This is a genomic window from Marinobacter sp. DUT-3 (genome assembly GCF_050379435.1).
Classification (GTDB): Bacteria; Pseudomonadota; Gammaproteobacteria; order Pseudomonadales; family Oleiphilaceae; genus Marinobacter.
This window is the reverse complement of sequence record NZ_JBNRMG010000014.1, coordinates 41,986-62,723: the sequence shown is the minus strand read 5'-3', so window position 1 is coordinate 62,723 and position 20,738 is coordinate 41,986. Positions and strand designations below refer to the sequence as shown.

22 protein-coding genes are annotated in these 20,738 nt (G+C 58.5%); 13 read left to right on the top strand and 9 right to left on the bottom strand.

What is annotated here, in order from left to right; translation table 11 throughout:
• Positions 1 to 2: 2 nt before the first annotated feature.
• The 3 genes from ACQUWM_RS16995 to ACQUWM_RS16985 are packed head-to-tail and all read left to right on the top strand — an operon-like array spanning position 3 to position 1,401.
• Entirely contained in the window at positions 3 to 356 is a 354-nt protein-coding gene (locus tag ACQUWM_RS16995) for a HesB/IscA family protein (protein WP_407002574.1), read from the top strand.
• Positions 357 to 396: 40 nt separating this feature from the next.
• Entirely contained in the window at positions 397 to 939 is a 543-nt protein-coding gene (gene sufT / locus ACQUWM_RS16990; protein ID WP_407002575.1) for a putative Fe-S cluster assembly protein SufT, read from the top strand.
• Complete coding sequence (locus ACQUWM_RS16985) at positions 940 to 1,401, top strand: SufE family protein (protein ID WP_407002576.1); 462 nt, start codon at positions 940 to 942, stop codon at positions 1,399 to 1,401.
• Here ACQUWM_RS16985 and ACQUWM_RS16980 read toward each other — a convergent pair whose 3' ends face one another.
• On the bottom strand, positions 1,402 to 2,595 hold the full coding sequence (locus tag ACQUWM_RS16980; protein WP_407002577.1) for a flagellar assembly protein T N-terminal domain-containing protein: 1,194 nt from the start codon (positions 2,593 to 2,595) through the stop codon (positions 1,402 to 1,404).
• 48 nt (positions 2,596 to 2,643) lie between these two features.
• On the bottom strand, positions 2,644 to 3,177 hold the full coding sequence (locus tag ACQUWM_RS16975) for an LPP20 family lipoprotein (RefSeq protein WP_407002616.1): 534 nt from the start codon (positions 3,175 to 3,177) through the stop codon (positions 2,644 to 2,646).
• A gap of 253 nt (positions 3,178 to 3,430) precedes the next feature.
• On the opposite strand from ACQUWM_RS16975, the gene ACQUWM_RS16970 reads away from it, so the two are divergent.
• The 4 genes from ACQUWM_RS16970 (at position 3,431) to trmL (ending at position 7,672) form a co-directional block, all read left to right on the top strand.
• Positions 3,431 to 4,696 (top strand): conjugal transfer protein TraF, encoded by a 1,266-nt coding sequence (locus ACQUWM_RS16970; RefSeq protein ID WP_407002578.1) that lies wholly within the window; start codon positions 3,431 to 3,433, stop codon positions 4,694 to 4,696.
• Between the two features lie 82 nt (positions 4,697 to 4,778).
• Positions 4,779 to 5,900 carry a multifunctional CCA tRNA nucleotidyl transferase/2'3'-cyclic phosphodiesterase/2'nucleotidase/phosphatase gene (locus tag ACQUWM_RS16965; protein ID WP_428922922.1) on the top strand — a complete coding sequence of 374 codons (1,122 nt, stop codon included), beginning with the start codon at positions 4,779 to 4,781 and terminating at the stop codon, positions 5,898 to 5,900.
• Positions 5,901 to 6,024: 124 nt separating this feature from the next.
• Positions 6,025 to 7,203: an acetyl-CoA C-acetyltransferase gene (locus ACQUWM_RS16960; protein ID WP_428922921.1), complete on the top strand. Its 1,179-nt coding sequence runs from the start codon at positions 6,025 to 6,027 to the stop codon at positions 7,201 to 7,203.
• A 4-nt stretch (positions 7,204 to 7,207) separates the two neighbouring features.
• On the top strand, positions 7,208 to 7,672 hold the full coding sequence (trmL, locus tag ACQUWM_RS16955; RefSeq protein ID WP_407002581.1) for a tRNA (uridine(34)/cytosine(34)/5-carboxymethylaminomethyluridine(34)-2'-O)-methyltransferase TrmL: 465 nt from the start codon (positions 7,208 to 7,210) through the stop codon (positions 7,670 to 7,672).
• Positions 7,673 to 7,754: 82 nt separating this feature from the next.
• Here trmL and secB read toward each other — a convergent pair whose 3' ends face one another.
• A complete protein-coding gene (gene secB, locus ACQUWM_RS16950; RefSeq protein WP_406987491.1) occupies positions 7,755 to 8,255 on the bottom strand; it encodes a protein-export chaperone SecB in 501 nt (166 codons plus the stop codon).
• Positions 8,256 to 8,285: 30 nt separating this feature from the next.
• Entirely contained in the window at positions 8,286 to 8,702 is a 417-nt protein-coding gene (locus ACQUWM_RS16945; RefSeq protein ID WP_406987492.1) for a rhodanese-like domain-containing protein, read from the bottom strand.
• A gap of 143 nt (positions 8,703 to 8,845) precedes the next feature.
• Here ACQUWM_RS16945 and gpmI point away from each other — a divergent pair, with 143 nt between their 5' ends.
• The 4 genes from gpmI (at position 8,846) to ACQUWM_RS16925 (ending at position 13,871) form a co-directional block, all read left to right on the top strand.
• Positions 8,846 to 10,393: a 2,3-bisphosphoglycerate-independent phosphoglycerate mutase gene (gpmI, locus tag ACQUWM_RS16940; RefSeq protein WP_407002582.1), complete on the top strand. Its 1,548-nt coding sequence runs from the start codon at positions 8,846 to 8,848 to the stop codon at positions 10,391 to 10,393.
• 8 nt (positions 10,394 to 10,401) lie between these two features.
• Positions 10,402 to 11,535, top strand: coding sequence for a murein hydrolase activator EnvC family protein (locus ACQUWM_RS16935; protein ID WP_428922920.1), 1,134 nt, complete (start codon positions 10,402 to 10,404; stop codon positions 11,533 to 11,535).
• A 111-nt stretch (positions 11,536 to 11,646) separates the two neighbouring features.
• Positions 11,647 to 13,044 (top strand): S41 family peptidase, encoded by a 1,398-nt coding sequence (locus tag ACQUWM_RS16930; protein WP_428922919.1) that lies wholly within the window; start codon positions 11,647 to 11,649, stop codon positions 13,042 to 13,044.
• Between the two features lie 41 nt (positions 13,045 to 13,085).
• Positions 13,086 to 13,871 carry a divergent polysaccharide deacetylase family protein gene (locus tag ACQUWM_RS16925; RefSeq protein WP_428922946.1) on the top strand — a complete coding sequence of 262 codons (786 nt, stop codon included), beginning with the start codon at positions 13,086 to 13,088 and terminating at the stop codon, positions 13,869 to 13,871.
• 19 nt (positions 13,872 to 13,890) lie between these two features.
• Here ACQUWM_RS16925 and hisF read toward each other — a convergent pair whose 3' ends face one another.
• From hisF to ACQUWM_RS16900, 5 genes are all read right to left on the bottom strand, one after another.
• Positions 13,891 to 14,664 carry an imidazole glycerol phosphate synthase subunit HisF gene (gene hisF / locus ACQUWM_RS16920; RefSeq protein WP_407002586.1) on the bottom strand — a complete coding sequence of 258 codons (774 nt, stop codon included), beginning with the start codon at positions 14,662 to 14,664 and terminating at the stop codon, positions 13,891 to 13,893.
• Positions 14,665 to 14,674: 10 nt separating this feature from the next.
• Positions 14,675 to 15,412 carry a 1-(5-phosphoribosyl)-5-[(5-phosphoribosylamino)methylideneamino]imidazole-4-carboxamide isomerase gene (gene hisA, locus ACQUWM_RS16915; protein WP_012136786.1) on the bottom strand — a complete coding sequence of 246 codons (738 nt, stop codon included), beginning with the start codon at positions 15,410 to 15,412 and terminating at the stop codon, positions 14,675 to 14,677.
• Positions 15,406 to 16,047: an imidazole glycerol phosphate synthase subunit HisH gene (gene hisH, locus ACQUWM_RS16910; protein ID WP_428922918.1), complete on the bottom strand. Its 642-nt coding sequence runs from the start codon at positions 16,045 to 16,047 to the stop codon at positions 15,406 to 15,408. The genes hisA and hisH overlap by 7 nt, the downstream gene beginning before the upstream one ends.
• Before the next feature lie 42 nt (positions 16,048 to 16,089).
• Positions 16,090 to 16,683 (bottom strand): imidazoleglycerol-phosphate dehydratase HisB, encoded by a 594-nt coding sequence (gene hisB, locus ACQUWM_RS16905; protein ID WP_407002588.1) that lies wholly within the window; start codon positions 16,681 to 16,683, stop codon positions 16,090 to 16,092.
• A 113-nt stretch (positions 16,684 to 16,796) separates the two neighbouring features.
• Positions 16,797 to 17,258: an SRPBCC family protein gene (locus ACQUWM_RS16900; protein ID WP_407002589.1), complete on the bottom strand. Its 462-nt coding sequence runs from the start codon at positions 17,256 to 17,258 to the stop codon at positions 16,797 to 16,799.
• Positions 17,259 to 17,454: 196 nt separating this feature from the next.
• Here ACQUWM_RS16900 and ACQUWM_RS16895 point away from each other — a divergent pair, with 196 nt between their 5' ends.
• Both ACQUWM_RS16895 and mutY read left to right on the top strand, forming a co-directional pair.
• Positions 17,455 to 19,671, top strand: coding sequence for an AsmA family protein (locus tag ACQUWM_RS16895; protein ID WP_428922917.1), 2,217 nt, complete (start codon positions 17,455 to 17,457; stop codon positions 19,669 to 19,671).
• A complete protein-coding gene (mutY, locus tag ACQUWM_RS16890) occupies positions 19,671 to 20,735 on the top strand; it encodes an A/G-specific adenine glycosylase (protein WP_428922916.1) in 1,065 nt (354 codons plus the stop codon). The genes ACQUWM_RS16895 and mutY overlap by 1 nt, the downstream gene beginning before the upstream one ends.
• Positions 20,736 to 20,738: the final 3 nt, after the last annotated feature.

Below are 20,738 nucleotides of genomic sequence, written 5' to 3'. Positions count from 1 at the left end.
TTATGACAGCCGAAGTCTTCACCCCGACCGTTGCCGTCACTATGACGCCAAGCGCGGTCACGCACGTGCGCAAACAACTGGACAAGAAGCCGGAAGCCATGGGTATCCGGCTCGCCATCAAGAAAAGTGGTTGCTCCGGTTTCAAGTACGAGACACATTGGGTGGAAGAAGCCGCCTCCGATGACAAGGTGTTTCACATTGACGGCGTGGACGTGTACGTGAAAGAGGAACACCTGCCGCTGGTGAACGGGATCGAGATCGACTTCGTTACCGAGGGCGTGAACTCCATGTTCCAGTTTCGGAATCCGAACGCCACCGCCGAGTGCGGATGTGGCGAGAGCTTTACCGTAGCGTAATTCGACACCAAAGACAGAAAACAGCGAGGCCAGTACAGGCATGCAAGAACGGGAAGTTGTCCTGACCAAACGCGAGGTGGAAGCCCGCCTTGTTCCTGCCGGAACCGAAATCATGATTCCGTCGGATACCTTCGTGACCATCACACAGTCACTGGGCGGCACCTTTACCGTTGCGGTTAACGGCAACCTTGCCCGTATTGAGGGCCACGACGCAGATGCTCTCGGCAAGCAGCCCCTGGAAAGCAGCTTCGACACCCCGGAAGACGGCACCATTAATGAAAACCAGGTGTGGGAAGCCATGCGTAACTGCTACGACCCGGAAATTCCGGTCAACGTGGTGGACCTCGGTCTGATCTACGAGTGCAAGATCGAGAATGGCACAGAGGATGGCAACCACGTCTATATCAAAATGACCCTGACCGCCGCGGGCTGCGGCATGGGTCCGGTGATCACCGATGATGTCCAGCGCAAGGTCGAGTACGTCCCCAATGTCGACAAGGTGACGGTGGACCTGACCTTTGATCCGCCCTGGAACAACGACATGCTCACCGACGAAGCCAAGCTTGAACTGGGGATGTTGTAAATGACTGCCTGCGAACAGACCTTTCTGAACAATCCGCTCGGAAAAGACACCACTCTGGAAGACGTTCTGGACGGCTTCGAGTTTCTGGACGACTGGGAAGAGCGTTACGCCTTTATCATTGACCTTGGCAAGCAGCTGCCATCATTCCCGGATGAAGCCCGTACCGAGGAAAACTACGTGCATGGCTGCCAGAGCCAGGTGTGGCTGACTCATCACTATGATGAGGAGAGCGGCAAGCTGTTTCTGCTGATCGACTCGGACGCCATGATCGTGCGCGGCCTGGCTGCCATCATCCTGGTGGCCCTGAATGGCAAGACCCCACGGGATCTGCTGGCCACCGACATCGATGAGCTGTTCGAGCAACTGGACCTGTTCCGTCACATCTCCCCGACCCGGGGCAATGGTCTGCGCGCCATGGTTGGCAAGATCCGCGATACCGCTGCCCGGGTGGCCGCCGCCTGATTACCAGACGATGGCCACGTCATCCCGCTGAATATTGATCTCGCCGCCGGACAGCGGCATCTCGCCATTGCTGAAATCCGGGTGAACGTTTCTCAGAGTCATCCGGGTCTGGCTGTCAGACAGCTCCGGCGTCCCCCCGAGTGAATCGAAGAAGCTTTGACTGCGATACAGATGCAGCTCATCACCCGGGCGCAGACCGGCCGTAGCGCCTGACGCCAGGGTAACCCGGTTACCATCCACGCGGGTAATACGGGTAATAAACGGCTGGCAGGCCAGCGCTTCCTGAACCGCGGAACTCATATCCGCCATGATCCCAGAGACAGCCTGGCCATAGGCGGTTTCCTGAAAGCCGGCGGAATTAAAACCGGCCGAGGCGCCCGGACCGGCATCCCACTGCGCTTCCGTGGCAAACCGCTGCTGATAGACTGGCGCGCCACTGAAGCCATCAAACACCATCAAATCCGCCACAAAGCGCCGGTTCTGGTTGGCAACGCCAACCCCCCTCTGCAACCGGTCCAGAACCGACGTGCCCCAGGCCGAAGGATCGGAAACGCCCAGATCCCGGATCACACCCGTCACCACAAACTGTACATCCAGCTCACGGGCCACCTGAATGACGTTAGTCAGCCGATTATCAAATTTCTGCTGGGTAGGCGCGTTCAGCAAATCCTGGAAAAGCCTGGACGTGGTGGCGCCGTATACCTGAAGGCGACCAGTTTCCCTCAGGGACGCCTGCAACTGCTGCGGCAAGATTTCGCCGGCGTCATCGATACGACCAACCCGCGCCTGATCCGGATGCAGGATCGGGAAGCCGGCCACTGCCACACGTTTCTTCAGACCAGCCGCCTGGCCGGCTCCACAACTGCTGCCTGCAGACATGTCGGCCCGCACGGTCACCCGCAACAGGTCTCCACGGCGATACTCATCTACTATCCGCGCGTCACGGGCACGGGCCGAAGACGCCACCTGCAGGCGGGATTCCGTCACCACGCCATTCTCCACCGTGTCGCGACTGCTGATCTGTGCTTCATATCGCAGCGCAACGTCCCGCAGCGCTGCTCTACGTGCCTCTTCCCGCGCCGCGTCCACGTCACCACCATGGATGGTTGCGTGCCCTACCCCCTCCAGCACCACGGCCTGAGCCGCCGGTGTCACCAACAGAGTCAAAACAAGCAGTATACGAACAGTATTCATGGCGATACGGTCACCCAGTCGGACTTTCAGTCAGGTCAGTCAAGCAGGTCAGTCAAGATAGTACAGGGAATCGACGCTGCGGCTTTGCACATCCCCGACGCTGTCGTTGCCCCGCGGCATAGGGATCGGGCACAGGTTCTGAACCTGTGAGTCGGATACCTTTGCCACACAGGACCGGAACCGGGGCTCCAGCTTCAGCTCCATCACCGTTTCAATCACGCCGTCACTGTGCTCATTCACCGCCACCGTTTTTGCACCGCGAATGTAACTGTCCACGTAGGTGCGAAACATGTCATTGCGCAGAACGAAGTCGTTCACGGTGGAACTGCCGTAAATGACGGTTCCGTAGACCCGCTCCGCCAGGTTGCGGTAGGCATCCAGCTTGGAGGCACGGCGGGCCAGCAGGCGCTCCTGGGTGTTCAGCCGATCTTTGGAAGCATCCTCGTAGGTACCAAAACCGCTTACCCGAACCGTGATCGGGTCCAGCTCCCGCTCACTCTCGTTACCAGTCTGATAGCTGCCCACCGGGGCACAACCAACCATCAGGGCCAGCACGGGTGCGGTTATCCAGCGCAGGGTCATGTTCATTCTCCGAAAATTCTCATGTGCACCCTGCCATGAAAAAATCACGCCATGTTTTATAACCCGTTGATTAAGCGTAACTCGATCAACATGACGGCAGCGCGCCGGGGTCGGAGCGGCAAAAAAATACCGGCATTTACATCCGTAGAACAAACCGTTACCGCTTCACCAATGCGAAAAAAAAGGAACTCCCCTAACCTGACCCACGTGTAATGTCTGGCATTGAATTTACCGAAAAACAACAGGAAAACCTATGACCGCAAATCACCTGACCAAGCTGTCGATCGCAATCGGACTGTCCGTTGCAACCGCAACGGCCGTGGCGAGCCCCCAACAGTTCATGTCTTCCCGCTCCTTTGCCATGGGCGGGACCGGAATCGCGGTAGCACATCCGGCTGCCGCCGGCGCAACCAACCCTGCCATGCTTGCCGCGGACAACCATGAGCGGTCAGATGATTTCGGCCTGATCCTGCCTTCGGTCAACGCGCGCTTCGCGGACGAAGAAGAAACCGTGGACCAGATTGATGACATCAAGGACAACATTGATCGATTTCAGGAATTGAACCGCACGTCCAATCCCGACGAGGCCCGTCGCATTGCGGGCGATATACGACGCCAGCTCAATGACTTTGACAAGGACACCGTTCGGGTTGACGCGGGACTGGCAATTGCCGCGGCAATACCGACCGAAGAGTACTCGGTCGGATTTTTCTCCACCGGCAACCTGCGGGCAACCGTCCGCGGCGAACTCGACGAGCAGGATGACGCATTCCTGCAAGAGCTGGAAAATGCAGACGAGCTGACGCTGGCAACCGCTGATCTGGATCAGGACCTGCAGTCTCGTGGCAGCATCCTCGCATCAGCAGTCATTGAGGTAGGCGTCTCACTTGCCCGCTCATTTGAAGTGTCAGATGGAAACGCGCTGCAGATTGGTTTTTCACCCAAATACGTCCAGCTCCGCACTTTCCAGTACACGGAAAGGGTATCCGGCTTCGAGGATGATGATTTCGACAGCAATGAATTTGAAACCACGAAAAGCGGACTGAACTTCGATCTTGGTATGGTCTACGGCTTTGGCGAAAACAGGGAATGGAGCGCTGGCGCCGTCGTCAAGAATGTCATTCCGATGGATCTGGAGTCCGCGGCCAGCCGTCCGGAACTGGGTGAAGAGAAGAGAAAACTCAAACTCCACCCCATGGTCACCGCCGGCATTGCCCACAAAGGCGACTTCCATGTGCTGACCGCCGAACTGGACCTGACCGAGAAGGAAGCCTTTGGCTACGAGGACGATACCCAATGGCTGGCCGTTGGCGCGGAATTTGATGTATTCCGCTATGCCCAGTTGCGGGCTGGCGTTCGCCAGAACCTGGCAAGCAACGACAATAACGACGGCATTGAGGAAGAAACCCAGTTCACCGCCGGTATCGGCCTGTCGCCATTTGGCGCTCGCCTGGATATCGGCGCACTGTTCAGCGACTCGGAAGTAGGTGCTGCCATCGAGCTGGGGGCTTCTTTCTAGATCAGGAAATCGGTTTGCCTCGGCCGTCGCTACCGCCGATAATCCCCCGATCATTTTCCGGCATTGGAGCAATTCGGGACCCATGGAAACCTATCTGGTTGGCGGCGCGGTACGGGACAAACTACTGGGCCTGGAGGTCAAGGACCGCGACTGGGTCGTCGTTGGCGCCACCCCTGAGGAGATGCTGAAACAGGGCTTCAAACAGGTCGGCGCCGACTTCCCGGTATTCCTGCACCCCGACACCCGCGAGGAATACGCCCTCGCCCGCACCGAGCGCAAGGCCGGCCGAGGCTACCATGGCTTTACGGTGTACAGCGCGCCGGACGTCACTCTGGAGGACGACCTCAGGCGCCGCGACCTCACCATCAACGCCATGGCGATGTCCACGTCCGGGGAGCTGGCAGACCCTTTCAACGGCAAGGCCGATATTAAGGCGCGACGTCTGCGCCACGTTTCAGACGCCTTCGCAGAAGATCCCCTGAGAATACTCCGCACCGCTCGCTTTGCTGCTCGCCTGGCTCCAATGGGGTTCCGGGTTGCAGACAGCACCATGGAACTGATGCGACAGATGACCGCTTCCGGCGAAGTGGATCACCTGGTACCGGAGCGGGTCTGGCAGGAAATTCAGCGGGCCCTTCATGAAAACGATCCCGCCACCTTCTTCGAGGTGCTCCAGGGCTGTGACGCCCTGTCAGTTCTGGTCCCCGAACTGTCCGAAACCACCGCGCTGGCAACAGCCCTGGCTTCCCTGAACTGCGTTTCCACCGGGGATGCTGACACGGCAACCCGCTTCGCAGCGCTGCTGTCCCACCTGCCCGAAGAGCAGGCCAATCAACGGGCACAAGCACTCAAGGCGCCCAATGATTGCCAGGATCTGGCACGCCTTACCAGCCGGCTGGCACCCCAGCTTCGCGACCAGTCGGATGCCGGGATTACAGAACAAGGTATCCTTACCCTGCTCGACGAGGCGGACGCCTGGCGGCGGCCAGAAAGATTCCGGCGGTTGCTGACCACCGTCACCTGCACCCTGCCCGACCAGTACGGTGCCGCCATCACCCTGATGCGGGAGTCTGCAAGTGTTGCGGCCGATGTCGATGCAAGAGAGCTGATGGCGCAGGGCCATAAGGGCAAGGCACTGGGAGAGGCGATCCGGCGGGAACGTTTGCGCCGCATTGCCGAACGGATTCTGAAACACCGCCACTGAAAGCACCGGCTGGCCACCAGCTGCTTTGGTGCTTAACGGGTTTCCGTTACAATGAAATCAGTTTTCATCCTGCCTGCGCAAGCAATCAGGTTAGCCTTGCGCCTTTCAGAACCGGAGAGAATCCATGCGTGATGTTGTCATCGTAGCCGCCAAACGTACCGCCGTCGGAAGCTTTGGCGGCGGCCTTTCCAGCCTGCGTGCCGACCAGCTGGGATCCGCCGTTATCAAGGCTCTGCTTGAAGAAACCGGTGTGCCAGCCGGGCAGATCAACGAGGTTGTCCTGGGACAGGTCCTGACCGCCGGCTGCGGCCAGAACCCGGCTCGCCAGGCTTCGATCAATGCAGGCATCCCGGCATCCGTGCCTGCCATGACCATCAACAAGGTCTGTGGCTCCGGCCTCAAGGCCGTTCACATGGCGGTCCAGGCTATTCGCACCGGTGACGCCGAGCTGATGATCGCCGGTGGCCAGGAAAGCATGAGCCAAGCGCCCCACGTGCTGCCCAACAGCCGCAACGGTCAGCGCATGGGTGACTGGAACATGGTCGACACCATGATCAAGGATGGCCTGTGGGATGCCTTCAACGATTACCACATGGGTGTCACCGCCGAGAACATTGTCGATAAATACGGCATCAGCCGCGAAGAGCAGGATGAATTTGCCGCCGCGTCCCAACAGAAGGCCGTGGCCGCCCGCAATGCCGGTTATTTTGACAGCCAGATCGTTCCGATCAGCATTCCCCAGCGCAAGGGTGACCCGATTGTCGTCGACAAGGACGAGAATCCCCGTGATGGCGTCACTGCCGATGGTCTCGGTAAGTTGCGCCCGGCCTTCAGGAAAGACGGCACAGTCACTGCCGGCAATGCGTCGTCCCTCAACGATGGCGCCGCCGCAGTGATCGTCTGCAGTGCTGATAAGGCAAAAGAGCTGGGACTGACCCCGCTGGCCACCATCAAGGCACACGCCAATGCAGGTGTTGATCCCACCATCATGGGCACCGGCCCGATTCCCGCCAGCCGGCGCTGCCTGAAACTGGCCGGCTGGAGTGTGGACGATCTCGACCTGATCGAGGCCAACGAAGCGTTCGCAGCCCAGGCCATTTCCGTGAACCGGGAGCTTAACTGGGACACCAGCAAGGTCAACGTGAATGGCGGCGCCATTGCCATCGGCCATCCGATTGGCGCCTCCGGCTGCCGCATTCTGGTCACTCTGCTGCATGAGATGACTCGCCGGGATGCCAAAAAAGGCCTGGCCACCCTGTGCATTGGTGGCGGTATGGGCGTCGCCCTCGCGGTCGAGCGCTGATTGCATGCTGCATGTGGTGCTGTATGAGCCGGAGATTCCCCCCAATACCGGGAATATTATCCGGCTATGCGCCAATACAGGCTGCCAGCTGCATCTGATTGAACCGCTGGGGTTTAATCTGGAAGACAAACAGATGCGGCGGGCCGGCCTGGATTACAGCGAATACGCCACGGTTAAAGTCCATAAGGATTACCAGGCTTTTCTGGATAGCGAGCAGCCGGAAAGGCTGTTCGGGCTGACCACCAAGGGTAGCCAGCACTATCATGAAGCCCGCTTTGAGGATGGCGACTACCTGATGTTCGGCCCGGAAACCCGCGGGCTGCCAGAGGATGTCCGGAGCGACCTGCCGCCGGAACGCCGCCTGCGGGTCCCCATGCGGCCACATAGCCGAAGCCTGAACCTGTCCAATACCGCTGCGCTGGTGGTGTATGAAGCCTGGCGGCAATTGGGGTTTGAAGGCGCAGTCTGAACAGCGCTACCTATTTCAGGCAGACATAAAAAAACCGGCAAATGCCGGTTTTTTTATGGGAGCGGATACCTGAAAACATGCTTCAGTGAGTCTGCTCTTCTTTGCTTTCACCTTCGGCTTCTTCCTGCTTGCGCTTGAGCGCCTGGGCATAGATGGCGTCGAAATTCACCGGCGCCAGCATCAGAGCCGGGAAGCTGCCCTTGTTCACAACGCCGTCGATAGCTTCACGCGCATACGGGAACAGGATGGTCGGGCAGTACGCGCCGAGCATCTGGCCCAGCTGCGGGCCTTCAATGCCCTGCAGCAGGAACACACCGGCCTGCTGGATCTCGACGATGTACGCCACCTTCTCACCCATCTTTGCGGTGACCGTCAGGGACAACACCACTTCGTACTGGTTGTCGCTGACCTTGTTGTGAGAGGTGTTCAGATCCAGATTCACCTGCGGCTTCCACTGCTCCTGGAAAACCACCGGCGAGTTGGGGGATTCGAAGGACAGATCCTTCACATAGATACGCTGCAGCGCGAATTGCGGCTGGTTCTGGTTTTCGCTACCTGCTGCGCCTTGCTGATTCTCAGCCATGTTCAATCCTTTTCGTATTATTCAACGTTTTTACTTCTTCACCAATGGAAGGTTACTGCCTTTCCAGTCGGCAATGCCACCATTTAGGCGGACCACGTTCTCATATCCTTCAGCTTTCAGCTGTTTGACCGCCATCGCAGAATGCTGACCCATCTTGTCTGCCACAATAATCTGCTTGTCCTTGAACTTTTTCAGCTCGCCGGCGCGGCTCTTGATGGCGCTCAACGGGATGTTCACGGAACCGGTGATCCGGCCTTCGGTAAAGTCCTTGCGGTCACGGATATCCACTACCACGGCCTCATCGCGGTTAATCAGCCCTACTGCGCCCTGGGCTGAAATTTTCTGCCCGCCGCGACGGGACTCCAGCACCAGAATCGCCAGCAGGAACGCCACAAACAGCGACACCAGAATGTAGTGGTTGACGGCAAATTCAATAAACCTGTCCATGAAAACACCCAGTTAATTAGTTTGGCGGGATTATACACACCCTGAACCAGTGACAGAAGGCAGACCTGCGTGGCCTGATGACGTGAAAACGGTTAGAATCTGCACTCCCGTTTACAAATTTCAAAACCATACCGGATGAAGTGATGACCGCAACGCGTAAGCCGACTGCACTGATTATTCTGGACGGCTGGGGCCACCGTGACCCGGCTGAAGACAATGCCATCAGCAACGCCAACACCCCGTTCTGGGACAAGCTCTGGCAGCAACAGCCCAAAACCCTGATCAACACCTCCGGTATGTTTGTGGGGCTCCCTCAGGGCCAGATGGGCAACTCCGAAGTTGGCCACATGAATCTGGGCGCCGGTCGCGTGGTGTACCAGAGCCTGACACGTATCGACAAGGACCTGGAAGACGGTACCTTTGCGGAAAACCCGACTCTTTGCGCCGCCATCGACAAAGCCGTCAGCAGCGGTCGCGCGGTACACCTGATGGGCCTGCTGTCACCGGGCGGCGTCCACAGTCACGAGGAACACATCCTGGCAGCCGCGGAATTGGCGAAAGCCCGGGGCGCAAAAGAAGTCTATATCCACGCCTTCCTGGATGGCCGCGACATGCCACCGCGCAGCGCCAAACCATCCCTCGAAAAAGCCGCCGCCAAACTGAAAAGCCTCGGCGTGGGTCGGGTGGCTTCAATTGTTGGCCGCTACTACGCCATGGACCGCGATAACCGCTGGGATCGGGTGGAAGCCGCCTACAACCTGATGACCCTGGGCGAATCCGAGTTCACCGCAGTGGACCCCGTCTCCGCACTGGAGCAGGCCTACGAGCGTGGCGAGAACGACGAGTTCGTCACACCGACCCGTATCCACGAAGCGGGCGAACCTGAAGGCACCATTAATGACGGTGACACTGTCGTATTCATGAACTTCCGTGCCGACCGCGCCCGGGAAATGACCCGCACCTTCGTGGAGAAGGATTTCGAAGGCTTTGAACGCCGCAAGCACCCGGAACTGGCGGATTTCGTTATGCTCACCGAATACGCCGCCGATATCAAAACGGCCTGCGCCTACCCGCCCGAGCAGTTGGTCAACGGCCTGGGTGAATACGTTTCCAACCTGGGCAAAACCCAGCTGCGCATTTCGGAAACCGAAAAGTACGCCCACGTCACCTTCTTCTTCAATGGCGGCCTTGAAACACCGTTTGAAGGCGAAGACCGTATTCTGGTGCCGTCTCCCAAAGTGGCCACTTACGACCTGCAGCCGGAAATGAGCGCACCGGAAGTCACGGACAAACTGGTGGAAGCCATCAAGAGCGGCAAGTACGACCTGGTGGTGTGCAACTACGCCAACGGTGACATGGTTGGCCATACCGGCAAACTCGACGCCGCCATCAAGGCCGCGGAGTGCATCGACCAGTGCGTCAAACGCATCGTCGAAGCCCTGGATGAGGTGGGCGGCGAAGCGCTGATCACTGCAGACCATGGCAACTGCGAGCAAATGACCGACCCCAATTCCGGCCAGGTTCATACCGCTCACACCATTGGTCCAGTGCCGCTGATCTACACCGGCCCGCGCCAGGTCAACCTGAAAGATGACGGCAGCCTGAGCGATGTGGCGCCTTCCCTGCTGGCCCTGATGGGGCTGGAACAGCCCGCGGAAATGACTGGGCATAGCCTGGTAACCATCGGTTGAGAGATCGATTGTTTTTCCCCCGATTACTGGCAGCCGCACTGATATTCAGTGCGCTGCCAGTGCTGGCCGATCAGGAAGTGACTCCCGGCCAGATTGAAGAGCTGAAAGAACAGATTGCCGACATTGATCAATGGCTGGCAGAAGCTGAAGAAGATCGCTCATCCCTGGAACAGCAGCTGACCGGTATCGAGCAGGATATCAGCCGCCTAACCCGGGAGCGGCGGGAGCTGCGCCGCCAGGCGGAAAAGCAGCAACAACGGCTGAGGGAACTGCAGAAAGAAGAACAAGACCTTAATCGTACTCTGGAAAGCCAGCGTGAAAGCCTGAAAAAACAGATTCGCGCCGCCTGGATGGAAGGGGATGCCCCCGCCGTCAAAGTCCTGCTCAACGAGATTGATCCGGACAAGATCGCCCGCACCATGACCTATTACGAATATCTCAGCCGGGACACCGTCCAGCGCCTTGAGGTGTTCAATGCGAATCTCCGCCAACTGAGAGAAACCCAAAAAGAGGCTGAAGCTGCCCGCGCTCAACTGGGCAAGCTGGAAGCCGATGTGGCTGAACGTCAGGAAAAGCTCACCAGCAACAAGGCCCAACGCAAGCAGACACTCGCCGCCCTGGACAACGAAATCAGCGAAAGGAAAGATGAACGCAAGGAGCTGGAAGCTGACAGGGAACGCCTGGAGAAACTGCTGCGCGAGGTGGAAGAGGCCATTGCCGACATCCCGGCGCCCAACGAGTCCGCGCCGTTCAAGTCACTGAGGAACAAACTGCCCTGGCCTGCCAAAGGCAAGGTCTTCAGTGGATTTGGCGCACCCTATGCCGACGGCAAGCTCCGCCGCAACGGGCTACTGATGAACACAGAAGAAAATGCAGACATAAAAGCCATACACTATGGCCGGGTGGTGTTTGCCAACTGGCTGCGAGGGTTCGGCCTGATGACCATTGTCGATCATGGCGATGGCTACATGACGCTCTACGGTCATAGCAGCAGCCTCTACACCAGCCCGGGAGACTGGGTGGAAGCCGGTGAGGCCATTGCCGCCGCCGGACGCACTGGCGGCACCGATGACCCTGCACTCTATTTCGAAATTCGCCGCAACGGCAAACCCGTGAATCCCCGCAGTTGGCTGGCAAAGTAGACGCGGCTCCCGGTTATAGAGGCCAAGGGCTGACAAACCCGACCAGTGACGCCATACTGTCCCGGTATGCAGGGGACTGCTCAACCATCGGAATATACACAGGATAAGTGAATGAGACGGGCCAGAAGTACACATAACGCCACAACGATCCGCGCACTGACTCTGATTACCTGCTTTGTTGCCTTTCCCGGCCTTGTCCATGCCCAGGAAACCGATGACCGTACCGGAGAACTCCTGGAAGGTGTGCAGAATGGCGAACGTGTGCAGATCCAGCTCCCCGATCCTGAAGAGCAGCTCCCCCTTGATGACCTGCGCAAGTTCACCGAAGTGTTCAGCCGCATCAAGGATGCCTACGTTGAGGAAGTCGATGACCGGCAGCTGCTGGAAAGTGCCATCAAGGGCATGCTGTCCGACCTCGACCCGCATTCCACCTACCTGGCCCCCAAGGATTACGAGCAGCTTGAAGAGAGCACTTCCGGCGAATTCGGAGGCCTTGGCATCGAAGTGGGCATGGAAGACGGTTTTGTAAAAGTGATTGCGCCGATTGACGACACCCCTGCCCAGAAGGCCGGGGTACAGGCCGGCGACCTGATCATCAAGCTTGGTGACCAGCCGGTGAAAGGCATGTCCCTGGAAGAAGCCGTCAAACTGATGCGGGGAAAACCCGGAACAATCCTCACGCTGACCATCATGCGGGAAGGCGAAAATGCCCCCATCGAGATTGATGTTGAGCGGGACATCATCAAGGTAACCAGCATCAAATCCCGCCTGATTGATAATGGCTATGGCTATGTCCGCATCACCCAGTTCCAGGCCGATACCGGCACCCAGTTTGTCGATGCCCTGAACGACCTGAAAGAAGAATATGGCAACGACCTCGACGGCCTGGTGATCGATGTGCGCAACAACCCGGGCGGCATTCTGCAGGCCGCGGTTGAGGCGGCTGATGCCCTGCTTGATGAAGGCCTGATTGTCTATACCGAGGGCCGCATACAGAGCTCGCGCCTGCGCTTCAACGCCAAAGCCGGTGATGTGGTGGGGGGCACCCCAATTGTTGTACTGATTAACGGCGGCTCCGCTTCCGCTTCGGAAATCCTCGCCGGCGCGCTGCAGGACCATGAGCGTGCAGTAGTGATGGGCACCCAATCCTTTGGCAAGGGCAGCGTACAGACCGTCATTCCCCTGGATGAGACCCACGCCATCAAGATGACAACGGCCCGTTACTATACCCCGGACGGGCGCTCCATCCAGGCCAAGGGCATCAAGCCGGACATCGAAGTCAAACCTGCTGAGCTGCAGGAACTCGATGGCCGCCCATTCTTTACGGAAGCAGACCTGAGCGGCCACCTGGAAGGTCAGGATGAGGGCGAGGACAGCGCTGAGGAAGAACGTCAGAACGCGTCCGCTGCTGAGCAGGATTACCAGTTGCGTTCGGCGCTTAACCTGCTCAAAGGCCTGCGGATTCTGGATAAGCGCGGCAACAAGACCAGCATCAACAACGCGGATTAAAGCCCTTGAGACTGCTGATTTCACTGATTGCCGCGACGCTTCTGGCAACAACCGCCCGGGCGGAGACTCCCGGGCCAGCGCCGCAAGGGCAAGTGCCGCCGACGATTGCCATCATCATTGATGACATGGGCCACAACCTCCACGAAGGCAAGCGTCTGGCAAACCTGGAACAGCCGGTGACACTGGCCTTCCTGCCCTATCGACGACACACCGTTGCCCTGGCAAAGCTGGCCCACCTCAGGCACAAGGAAATCATGCTCCACGCGCCTATGGCGAATACCCGTAATTTCGGGCTAGGCCCTGGCGGGCTGACACCCGAGATGGATCAGGAAAGCCTGAAGAACACGCTTCGCCGCGCCCTCCGGTCTATCCCTCACGTCAAGGGTGTCAACAACCACATGGGCAGCCTGCTGACCCAACAGCTGGAACCCATGGACTGGGTTATGTCGGAGCTGGACCGCTATCCGGTGTATTTCGTAGACAGCCGCACCATTGCATCGTCGATTGCCGGCAAGGTCGCAGACGCCTATCGCATTCCCGCCCTCACCCGTGATGTCTTTCTTGATCATGAGCAGACGGAAGAATACGTGGATCGGCAGTTCAAATTGTTGATTGAGCGGGCACGGAAGAACGGCAGCGCCGTCGGCATTGGCCACCCGCACAAGGTGACCGTAGACTATCTGGAGAAAAATCTGCCCAAGCTGGACGAGCAAGGCATCGCAGTCGCAACGGTGAGCGGCCTGTGGGCCATTCGGAATAACAACCGGCCGATGTTTGCGGAAGGTGAGAAGCAGGCCATCCGGCCTGCGTACGCCAAGAGCGAATAGGTGTTTGGGGCCGCGCCACCTACTCCCGAACTTCAATCCCCTGGGCCTTCATAAACGCCTTGGCTTCAGGAATGGTATGTTGACCAAAATGGAAGATTGAGGCCGCCAACACCGCATCCGCGCCGCCCTCGGTCACCCCGTCCGCCAGATGCTGCAACTCGCCGACACCGCCGGAAGCAATCACCGGCACCGATACCGCATCACTCACCGCCCGGGTCAGCCCCAGATCAAAACCGATCTTGGTGCCGTCCCGGTCCATGCTGGTCAGCAACAGTTCACCGGCACCCATGTCGGTCATTTTCCGCGCCCACTCCACTGCATCCAGGCCGGTCGGTTTGCGGCCACCGTGGGTGAAAATTTCCCAACGCGGAGCTTCGTCTTCCGCTGACACCCGCTTGGCGTCAATGGCCACCACAATGCACTGGCTGCCAAAGCGATCGGCGGCTTCCCGCACAAATTCGGGATTAAACACCGCAGCGGTGTTGATGGACACCTTGTCGGCGCCAGCGTTCAGCAGCTTGCGGATATCTTCCACCGTGCGTACACCACCACCAACGGTCAGCGGAATAAACACCTGGCTGGCCATGCGCTCAACGGTTTCGTAGGTGGTATCCCGGCTCTCGTGGCTGGCGGTGATGTCCAGAAAGGTGATCTCGTCCGCGCCCTGCTCGTTGTACTTGCGAGCCACCTCAACGGGGTCACCCGCGTCGCGGATATCAACAAAGTTCACGCCTTTCACGACGCGGCCCTTGTCCACGTCCAGGCAGGGAATGATGCGTTTGGCCAGTCCCATAAATGTGTCCTTATGCCTTCAGGCTGTCGCAGTAGGCCTGGGCCTCTGCCACATCCAGCGTGCCCTCGTAGATGGCGCGCCCGGTGATGGCACCAAGGATGCCTTTATCCGCCACGGTCGCCAGACGCTTGAGATCATCCATGTTGGTGACGCCACCGGAGGCGATAACAGGAATACCGCCAGCTTCGGCCAGCGCCGCCGTCGCTTCAACGTTCACACCCTGCATCATGCCGTCACGGCTGATATCGGTGTAGACAATGGAGTCGACGCCGTCGTTGGCAAAGCGCTTCGCCAGATCCGTAGCCATCACTTCGGAGACTTCCGCCCAGCCATCGGTTGCTACGCGGCCGTCTTTGGCGTCCAGACCAACAATGATATGACCCGGGAATTTCTTGCACATTTCAGTGACGAAGTCCGGCTCTTTCACGGCTTTGGTGCCGATGATGACCCATTGCACGCCCGCTTTCAGGTACGCTTCGATGGTCTCCGCCGAGCGGATGCCGCCGCCAATCTGGATGGGCAGGTCCGGGTATTTACGGGCAATGGCCTGGACGATTTCGCCGTTGACCGGCTCACCCGCGAAGGCGCCGTTCAGGTCAACCAGGTGCAGGCGGCGGGCGCCGGCTTCCACCCAGCGGGTCGCCATATCGACGGGATCGTCACCGAATACCGTGGAGTCGTCCATGCGGCCCTGACGCAGGCGAACGCATTTGCCGTCTTTCAGATCAATGGCGGGGATAATCAGCATTTTCCAGTCCACTCAGTAAAATTCTTCAGTAACTGCAGTCCCGCCCGGGCACTTTTCTCCGGGTGGAACTGCGCTGCAAAGATATTGTCTTTCGCCACCGCGGCCGCCAGATCAACGCCATAATGGCCGCGGCCGGCGATGTCGGCGTTGCCTTCGGCTTCGGCGTAGTAGCTGTGCACAAAGTAGAAACGGTCGCCGTCCGGAATGTTGTGCCAGAGCGGGTGTTCGATGGTCTGGTAGACCTCGTTCCAGCCCATATGGGGCACTTTCAGACGCTCTCCGTTTTCTGTCAGGTTGTCGCCGAAGTAGCGCACCTCAGAAGGAAACAGGTCGATGCAGTCTACGCCACCGTTTTCCTCGCTGCGGGACATCAGTGCCTGCATGCCAACGCAGATGCCCAGGAACGGGCGATCCTGTGACACTTCGCGCACCAGACTGTCCACGCCCAAACGGCGGATTTCGGCCATGCAGTCACGAATGGCGCCGACCCCGGGCAATATCACCCGGTCGGCTTCGCGGATCTGATCGGCGTTGTCGGTAACCAGTACGGTGGTGTCCGGGGCTACGTGCTCTACCGCTTTTTTAGCAGAGTGTAGGTTGCCCATGCCGTAGTCGATAATGGCAACGGTTTTCATGGTAATGCGGTGTCCTTCGATGACCGGTTACAGTGAGCCTTTCTACAACGAGCCCTTGGTGGACGGAGTAATGCCCGCCATGCGCTCGTCCATCTCGATAGCCATACGTAAGGCGCGCCCGAAGGCCTTGAATACCGTCTCGATCTGGTGGTGGGTATTCTTGCCCTTCAGGTTATCGATGTGGAGGCTCACCATGGAGTGGTTAACGAAGCCATGGAAGAACTCCTCGAAAAGGTCCACGTCAAAGCCACCTACGGCAGCCCGGGTGTAGGGAACGTCCATCATCAGACCGGGGCGGCCAGACAGGTCGATCACAACCCTTGAGAGGGCTTCATCCAGCGGCACATAGGCGTGACCGTAACGACGGATACCTTTCTTGTCGCCAACGGCCTGTTTGAAAGCCTGCCCCAGGGTGATGCCGATGTCTTCCACGGTGTGGTGATCATCGATGTGCAGGTCGCCCTTGGAGACGATGTTCAGATCCACCAGACCATGGCGGGCAATCTGATCCATCATGTGCTCAAGGAAGGGCACACCGGTATCAAAGGAGGATTGCCCGGTACCGTCCAGGTTGATCTCGACGGTGATCTGCGTTTCAAGGGTATTTCTCTCTACCCGAGCCTTACGTTCGGCCATGGGGACTCCAGGTTATGAATAGGCAAAATGCCGGAAACTGATTATTTGCAGATTATACCTTTTCTGCATCCCCGAGTCCTACCATGACCTTCAATGGGGTTGATACCCGAACCTCAGAAGGCTTTCTTCAGGTTACTCATGTACGTGTCCACCAGGCTGTTGAACTCATGCTTGATAACCGGGCTGATGGCCAGCTTCAACATGCCGGGCAACGGCACGGTGAGTTCCGCGTTGGTCTGGAATTTGACGGCGGTAACGTCATCCCCTTTCGAGGTGATCGTCCACGAACCACGAACCACGCCGTTGCCTTCGCCTTTTACCGGCTCCCAGGTAATCCTGCCGCTGCTTTTGTCCGCAGAATATTTACAGGCATAGACGGACTGAATGGCGTGTTTGTCGACACCCACCTTCTCCATCTCCCAGCGATAGGCGTTATCGCCAAGATCCACCAACTTGTCCACTTTCGGGAAGTGGCTGGCAGAACGGGGTACGTCGGCCAGGAGGTCGAACACCTCATCGTAACTGCCCGGCAGGTCCAGTTCCCGGTTCAGCTCGATCGATACAGTGATAGCCACAGCCAGCTCCTTTTTATCTTTGTAAAGTTGTCACAACGTTGTTGTCAGAAAGTTGTCAGAAAACAGGACGCCTATTTTGGCCTATCACTAACGTATTGTCATACATCCGCGCTTTTATTTTGTTAACCCTGCGTTATCCTTAAGTCTGTTCGTCCTGCGCTGCCCGAACGCATAAAAATGGAAGGAAGCCTGAATTATGAAAGCTGTTCGCTATATCGCCTTCGCTATCGTCGGTCTGATCATTCTGGCCATTGCCGCTGTTGCAATCGCTGTTATGGTCATCGACCCCAATGACTACAAGCCACAGATCGAGAAAGCCGCCGAAGACAACACCAACCTCGATCTCATCCTGGAGGGTGACATCGGCTGGTCTTTCATTCCCCTCGGCCTGGAGCTCAATGGCGTGGAAGCCACCCTTGAGGGCGAACGCTTCGTGCGGATGGAGCAGCTGGTGGCACAGATGGACTTCTGGTCACTGATTGCCATGTCACCACGGGTGAATACCTTCCTGCTGGATGGTCTGGATGCGCGCCTGAACGTGGATAAGGACGGCAATGGCAACTGGACCCGCATCATGCCGGAAGGTGAAGCGAGTGAAAGCCAGGAACCGGCTGAAGAACAGCAAAGCGAGCAAGCCCAGGAGGACACCGAAGCCGCTGGCGGCGAGCCGCTGAACTTCAATGTCGAGAACGTGGAAATCAGCAATGCCCAGGTTCACTACAATGATGCGAGCACCGGCCAGTCCGTGACCCTGGAAGACTTCACGGTGAATGCCAGTGACATCACCCTGGGCAGCAGCTTTCCACTGGACATCAGCTTCCGGGTTGAAACCAAACAACCCCAACTTGTGGTGGATGGCAGCCTGAGCGCCCGTCTCGCCGCGAACGAAGCCCTCAACGAGTTCGGCATCTCCGACCTTGAGGCCGTTTTCGACATGAACGGCGAGCCGTTCGGTGGCAAAGCAGTAACCGCTGAACTGGCCGGTTCCATCGAGGCCAACCTCGAAAACGAAACCGCCAGCATCAACGGCTTTACCGCCAGCCTCGCCGACCTCAAGCTCAACACCGACCTGACGGTCAATGGCTTTGGCGACAAGCCACAGCTCAACGGCACCCTCAGCATTGACGAGTTCTCCCTCAAGAGCCTGATGGCAGCTCTCGGCCAGCCAGCTATTGAAACCGAAGATCCCAAAGTACTCGAGGCTGTCGCCTTCTCCACCAGCATCGGCGGCCCGGCCGGCACGGTTGAACTGAGCGACCTGTCCATCAGCCTGGATGACACCACATTCTCAGGCGGTGGTAGCTACACCCTGAGCAACAGCGCCGTTGCACTGAACCTGCAGGGTGATGCAATCAACGCTGACCGCTACCTGCCGCCCGCGAAGGAAGACGACGGCAGCGAAGCCGCCAGCGACACAAGCGATGCCCCCGAGGAGACAGGAAGTACAGCGCAGGCATCGGCTGAGGAAAGCGATCTTCTGCCACTGGAAACCCTGCGCACCCTGCTGCTGGACATTGACCTCGGCCTGGGCGAGCTGATCATCAGCAACCTCAACATCAACGAGATCAAGTCGTCCATTACCGCCAAAAACGGCGTACTGAAAGTGGACGAGTTCAGCGGCAAGCTATACTACGGCAGCTTCGGCGCCAACGTTACTCTGGACGCCCGCACGGATAACCCGAAATGGACAATCGGCTCCAAGGTCAACAATGTGCAGACGTTACCGCTGCTGACAGACCTGGCGGAAATCGACATGCTTTCCGGTGGCGCTAACCTGTCCGTGGATGTAAAAACCACCGGCAATCGCATCTCGGCACTGCGTGAAAACGCCAATGGCGAAATCGCGTTCAACCTGGCCGAAGGCGAATTCCGTAAAATGAACCTGACGCGCATGGCGTGCCAGGGCATCGCGCTGGCGAACCAGGAAAGCCTGGGCACCAGTGACTGGGGAACCACCACGCCCTTTAACGACATGAAGGGCACGCTGAAGATCGACGGCAACACCCTCAACAATACCGACCTGGTCGCGGCCCTGGCGGGCATGCGTCTGGAGGGCGACGGCACGGTTGATCTGAAGCAAACGAACCTGGATTACGAACTGGGCCTGCGGATTGTCGGTGAAATCCACCGTGATGAGGCCTGCCGCGTAACGGAATACGTTGAAGACGTTGTTATCCCCGTTGAATGCCGTGGCAACTTCTCCGAAGACTCCGCCGGCCTGTGCTCCTTTGACGGTTCCCGCTTCCGCGACACCCTGAAGGACATCGCCGCCAACGCCGCACGGGCAAAGGTCAAGGAAGAAACCGATAGAGCCAAAGACAAAGCCAAAGAAAAAGTTCAGGAAAAAATCGACGAACAACTGGGCGAAGAAGGCGACAAGATCAAGGACGCGGTGAAGGGGCTGTTTAACTAATGAGTAACGGTTTCGCCCGGGATCTCCTCGCATGGTACGACCAACACGGCAGGCATGACCTGCCGTGGCACCACAACCGAACCCCTTACCGGGTCTGGGTGTCGGAAATCATGCTGCAGCAAACCCAGGTCGCCACCGTGATCCCTTACTTCCAGGCCTTCATGCAAAGGTTCCCGGACGTGCAGGCCCTGGCGGAGGCGCCGGAGGATGATGTACTCAGCCACTGGTCCGGCCTTGGCTATTACGCCCGCGCCCGCAACCTGCAAAAAGCCGCCAGAACCGTGGTGAACGACTTTGGCGGTGAGTTCCCGGAAGACCAGGAGAAACTGGAATCCCTCACCGGCATTGGCCGCTCCACAGCGGCCGCCATCCTGGCCCAGGCGTTCGGCAAACGGGCAGCCATCCTCGACGGCAACGTGAAACGCGTGCTCGCACGCTACCATGCCGTACCGGGCTGGCCGGGACAGACCAGAGTGCTCAACACTTTATGGGAACATGCAGAACAACACACCCCGGACACCCGGGTACGGGACTATACCCAGGCCATCATGGATCTGGGCGCCATGGTTTGCACCCGCTCACGCCCCAAGTGTGAGTCATGCCCGCTGCAAAGCGGCTGCCTTGCCCAACGGAATAACGAAGTCAGCCTGTACCCGGGCTCAAAACCCAAAAAGGCCAAACCGGAGAAAACCACCTGGATGGTCATCCTCGAAGACAGCGAGGGGCGGATCATGCTGGAAAGGCGCCCTCCCAGCGGCATCTGGGGCGGATTGTGGAGCCTTCCCGAGCTTGACCCGGCATTCAGTCCGGATGAACTGCCTGAGGCCTGTGAGCAGGCGTATGGCTTTGATTGCAGCGACGCCGAACTGATTGGTGGTTTCCGCCACACTTTCAGCCACTATCACCTGCACATCCAGCCCGCGAGGCTTTCAGTGACCGCCAGCAACACCATCGCCGATAACGACAACCAGCGCTGGCTGCACCGGGATCAGGCCCTAACCCTGGGCCTGCCTGCCCCCATACGCACGCTGCTAACCAACCCAGAGCAGACCGCCCTGCTCTGAGCC

Excerpts from the sequence above, each read along its gene's own strand:
- hisF (WP_407002586.1), bottom strand. The coding sequence starts at position 14,664 with ATGGGACTGGCCAAACGCATCATTCCCTGCCTGGACGTGGACAAGGGC.
- hisA (WP_012136786.1), bottom strand. The coding sequence starts at position 15,412 with ATGCTGATTATCCCCGCCATTGATCTGAAAGACGGCAAATGCGTTCGC.
- ACQUWM_RS16895 (WP_428922917.1), top strand. The coding sequence starts at position 17,455 with ATGAAAGCTGTTCGCTATATCGCCTTCGCTATCGTCGGTCTGATCATT.
- trmL (WP_407002581.1), top strand. The coding sequence starts at position 7,208 with ATGCTGCATGTGGTGCTGTATGAGCCGGAGATTCCCCCCAATACCGGG.
- ACQUWM_RS16985 (WP_407002576.1), top strand. The coding sequence starts at position 940 with ATGACTGCCTGCGAACAGACCTTTCTGAACAATCCGCTCGGAAAAGAC.
- ACQUWM_RS16960 (WP_428922921.1), top strand. The coding sequence starts at position 6,025 with ATGCGTGATGTTGTCATCGTAGCCGCCAAACGTACCGCCGTCGGAAGC.
- hisB (WP_407002588.1), bottom strand. The coding sequence starts at position 16,683 with ATGGCCGAACGTAAGGCTCGGGTAGAGAGAAATACCCTTGAAACGCAG.
- ACQUWM_RS16995 (WP_407002574.1), top strand. The coding sequence starts at position 3 with ATGACAGCCGAAGTCTTCACCCCGACCGTTGCCGTCACTATGACGCCA.
- ACQUWM_RS16980 (WP_407002577.1), bottom strand. The coding sequence starts at position 2,595 with ATGAATACTGTTCGTATACTGCTTGTTTTGACTCTGTTGGTGACACCG.
- secB (WP_406987491.1), bottom strand. The coding sequence starts at position 8,255 with ATGGCTGAGAATCAGCAAGGCGCAGCAGGTAGCGAAAACCAGAACCAG.
- ACQUWM_RS16975 (WP_407002616.1), bottom strand. The coding sequence starts at position 3,177 with ATGACCCTGCGCTGGATAACCGCACCCGTGCTGGCCCTGATGGTTGGT.
- mutY (WP_428922916.1), top strand. The coding sequence starts at position 19,671 with ATGAGTAACGGTTTCGCCCGGGATCTCCTCGCATGGTACGACCAACAC.
- ACQUWM_RS16970 (WP_407002578.1), top strand. The coding sequence starts at position 3,431 with ATGACCGCAAATCACCTGACCAAGCTGTCGATCGCAATCGGACTGTCC.
- gpmI (WP_407002582.1), top strand. The coding sequence starts at position 8,846 with ATGACCGCAACGCGTAAGCCGACTGCACTGATTATTCTGGACGGCTGG.
- ACQUWM_RS16965 (WP_428922922.1), top strand. The coding sequence starts at position 4,779 with ATGGAAACCTATCTGGTTGGCGGCGCGGTACGGGACAAACTACTGGGC.
- sufT (WP_407002575.1), top strand. The coding sequence starts at position 397 with ATGCAAGAACGGGAAGTTGTCCTGACCAAACGCGAGGTGGAAGCCCGC.
- ACQUWM_RS16945 (WP_406987492.1), bottom strand. The coding sequence starts at position 8,702 with ATGGACAGGTTTATTGAATTTGCCGTCAACCACTACATTCTGGTGTCG.
- ACQUWM_RS16930 (WP_428922919.1), top strand. The coding sequence starts at position 11,647 with ATGAGACGGGCCAGAAGTACACATAACGCCACAACGATCCGCGCACTG.
- hisH (WP_428922918.1), bottom strand. The coding sequence starts at position 16,047 with ATGAAAACCGTTGCCATTATCGACTACGGCATGGGCAACCTACACTCT.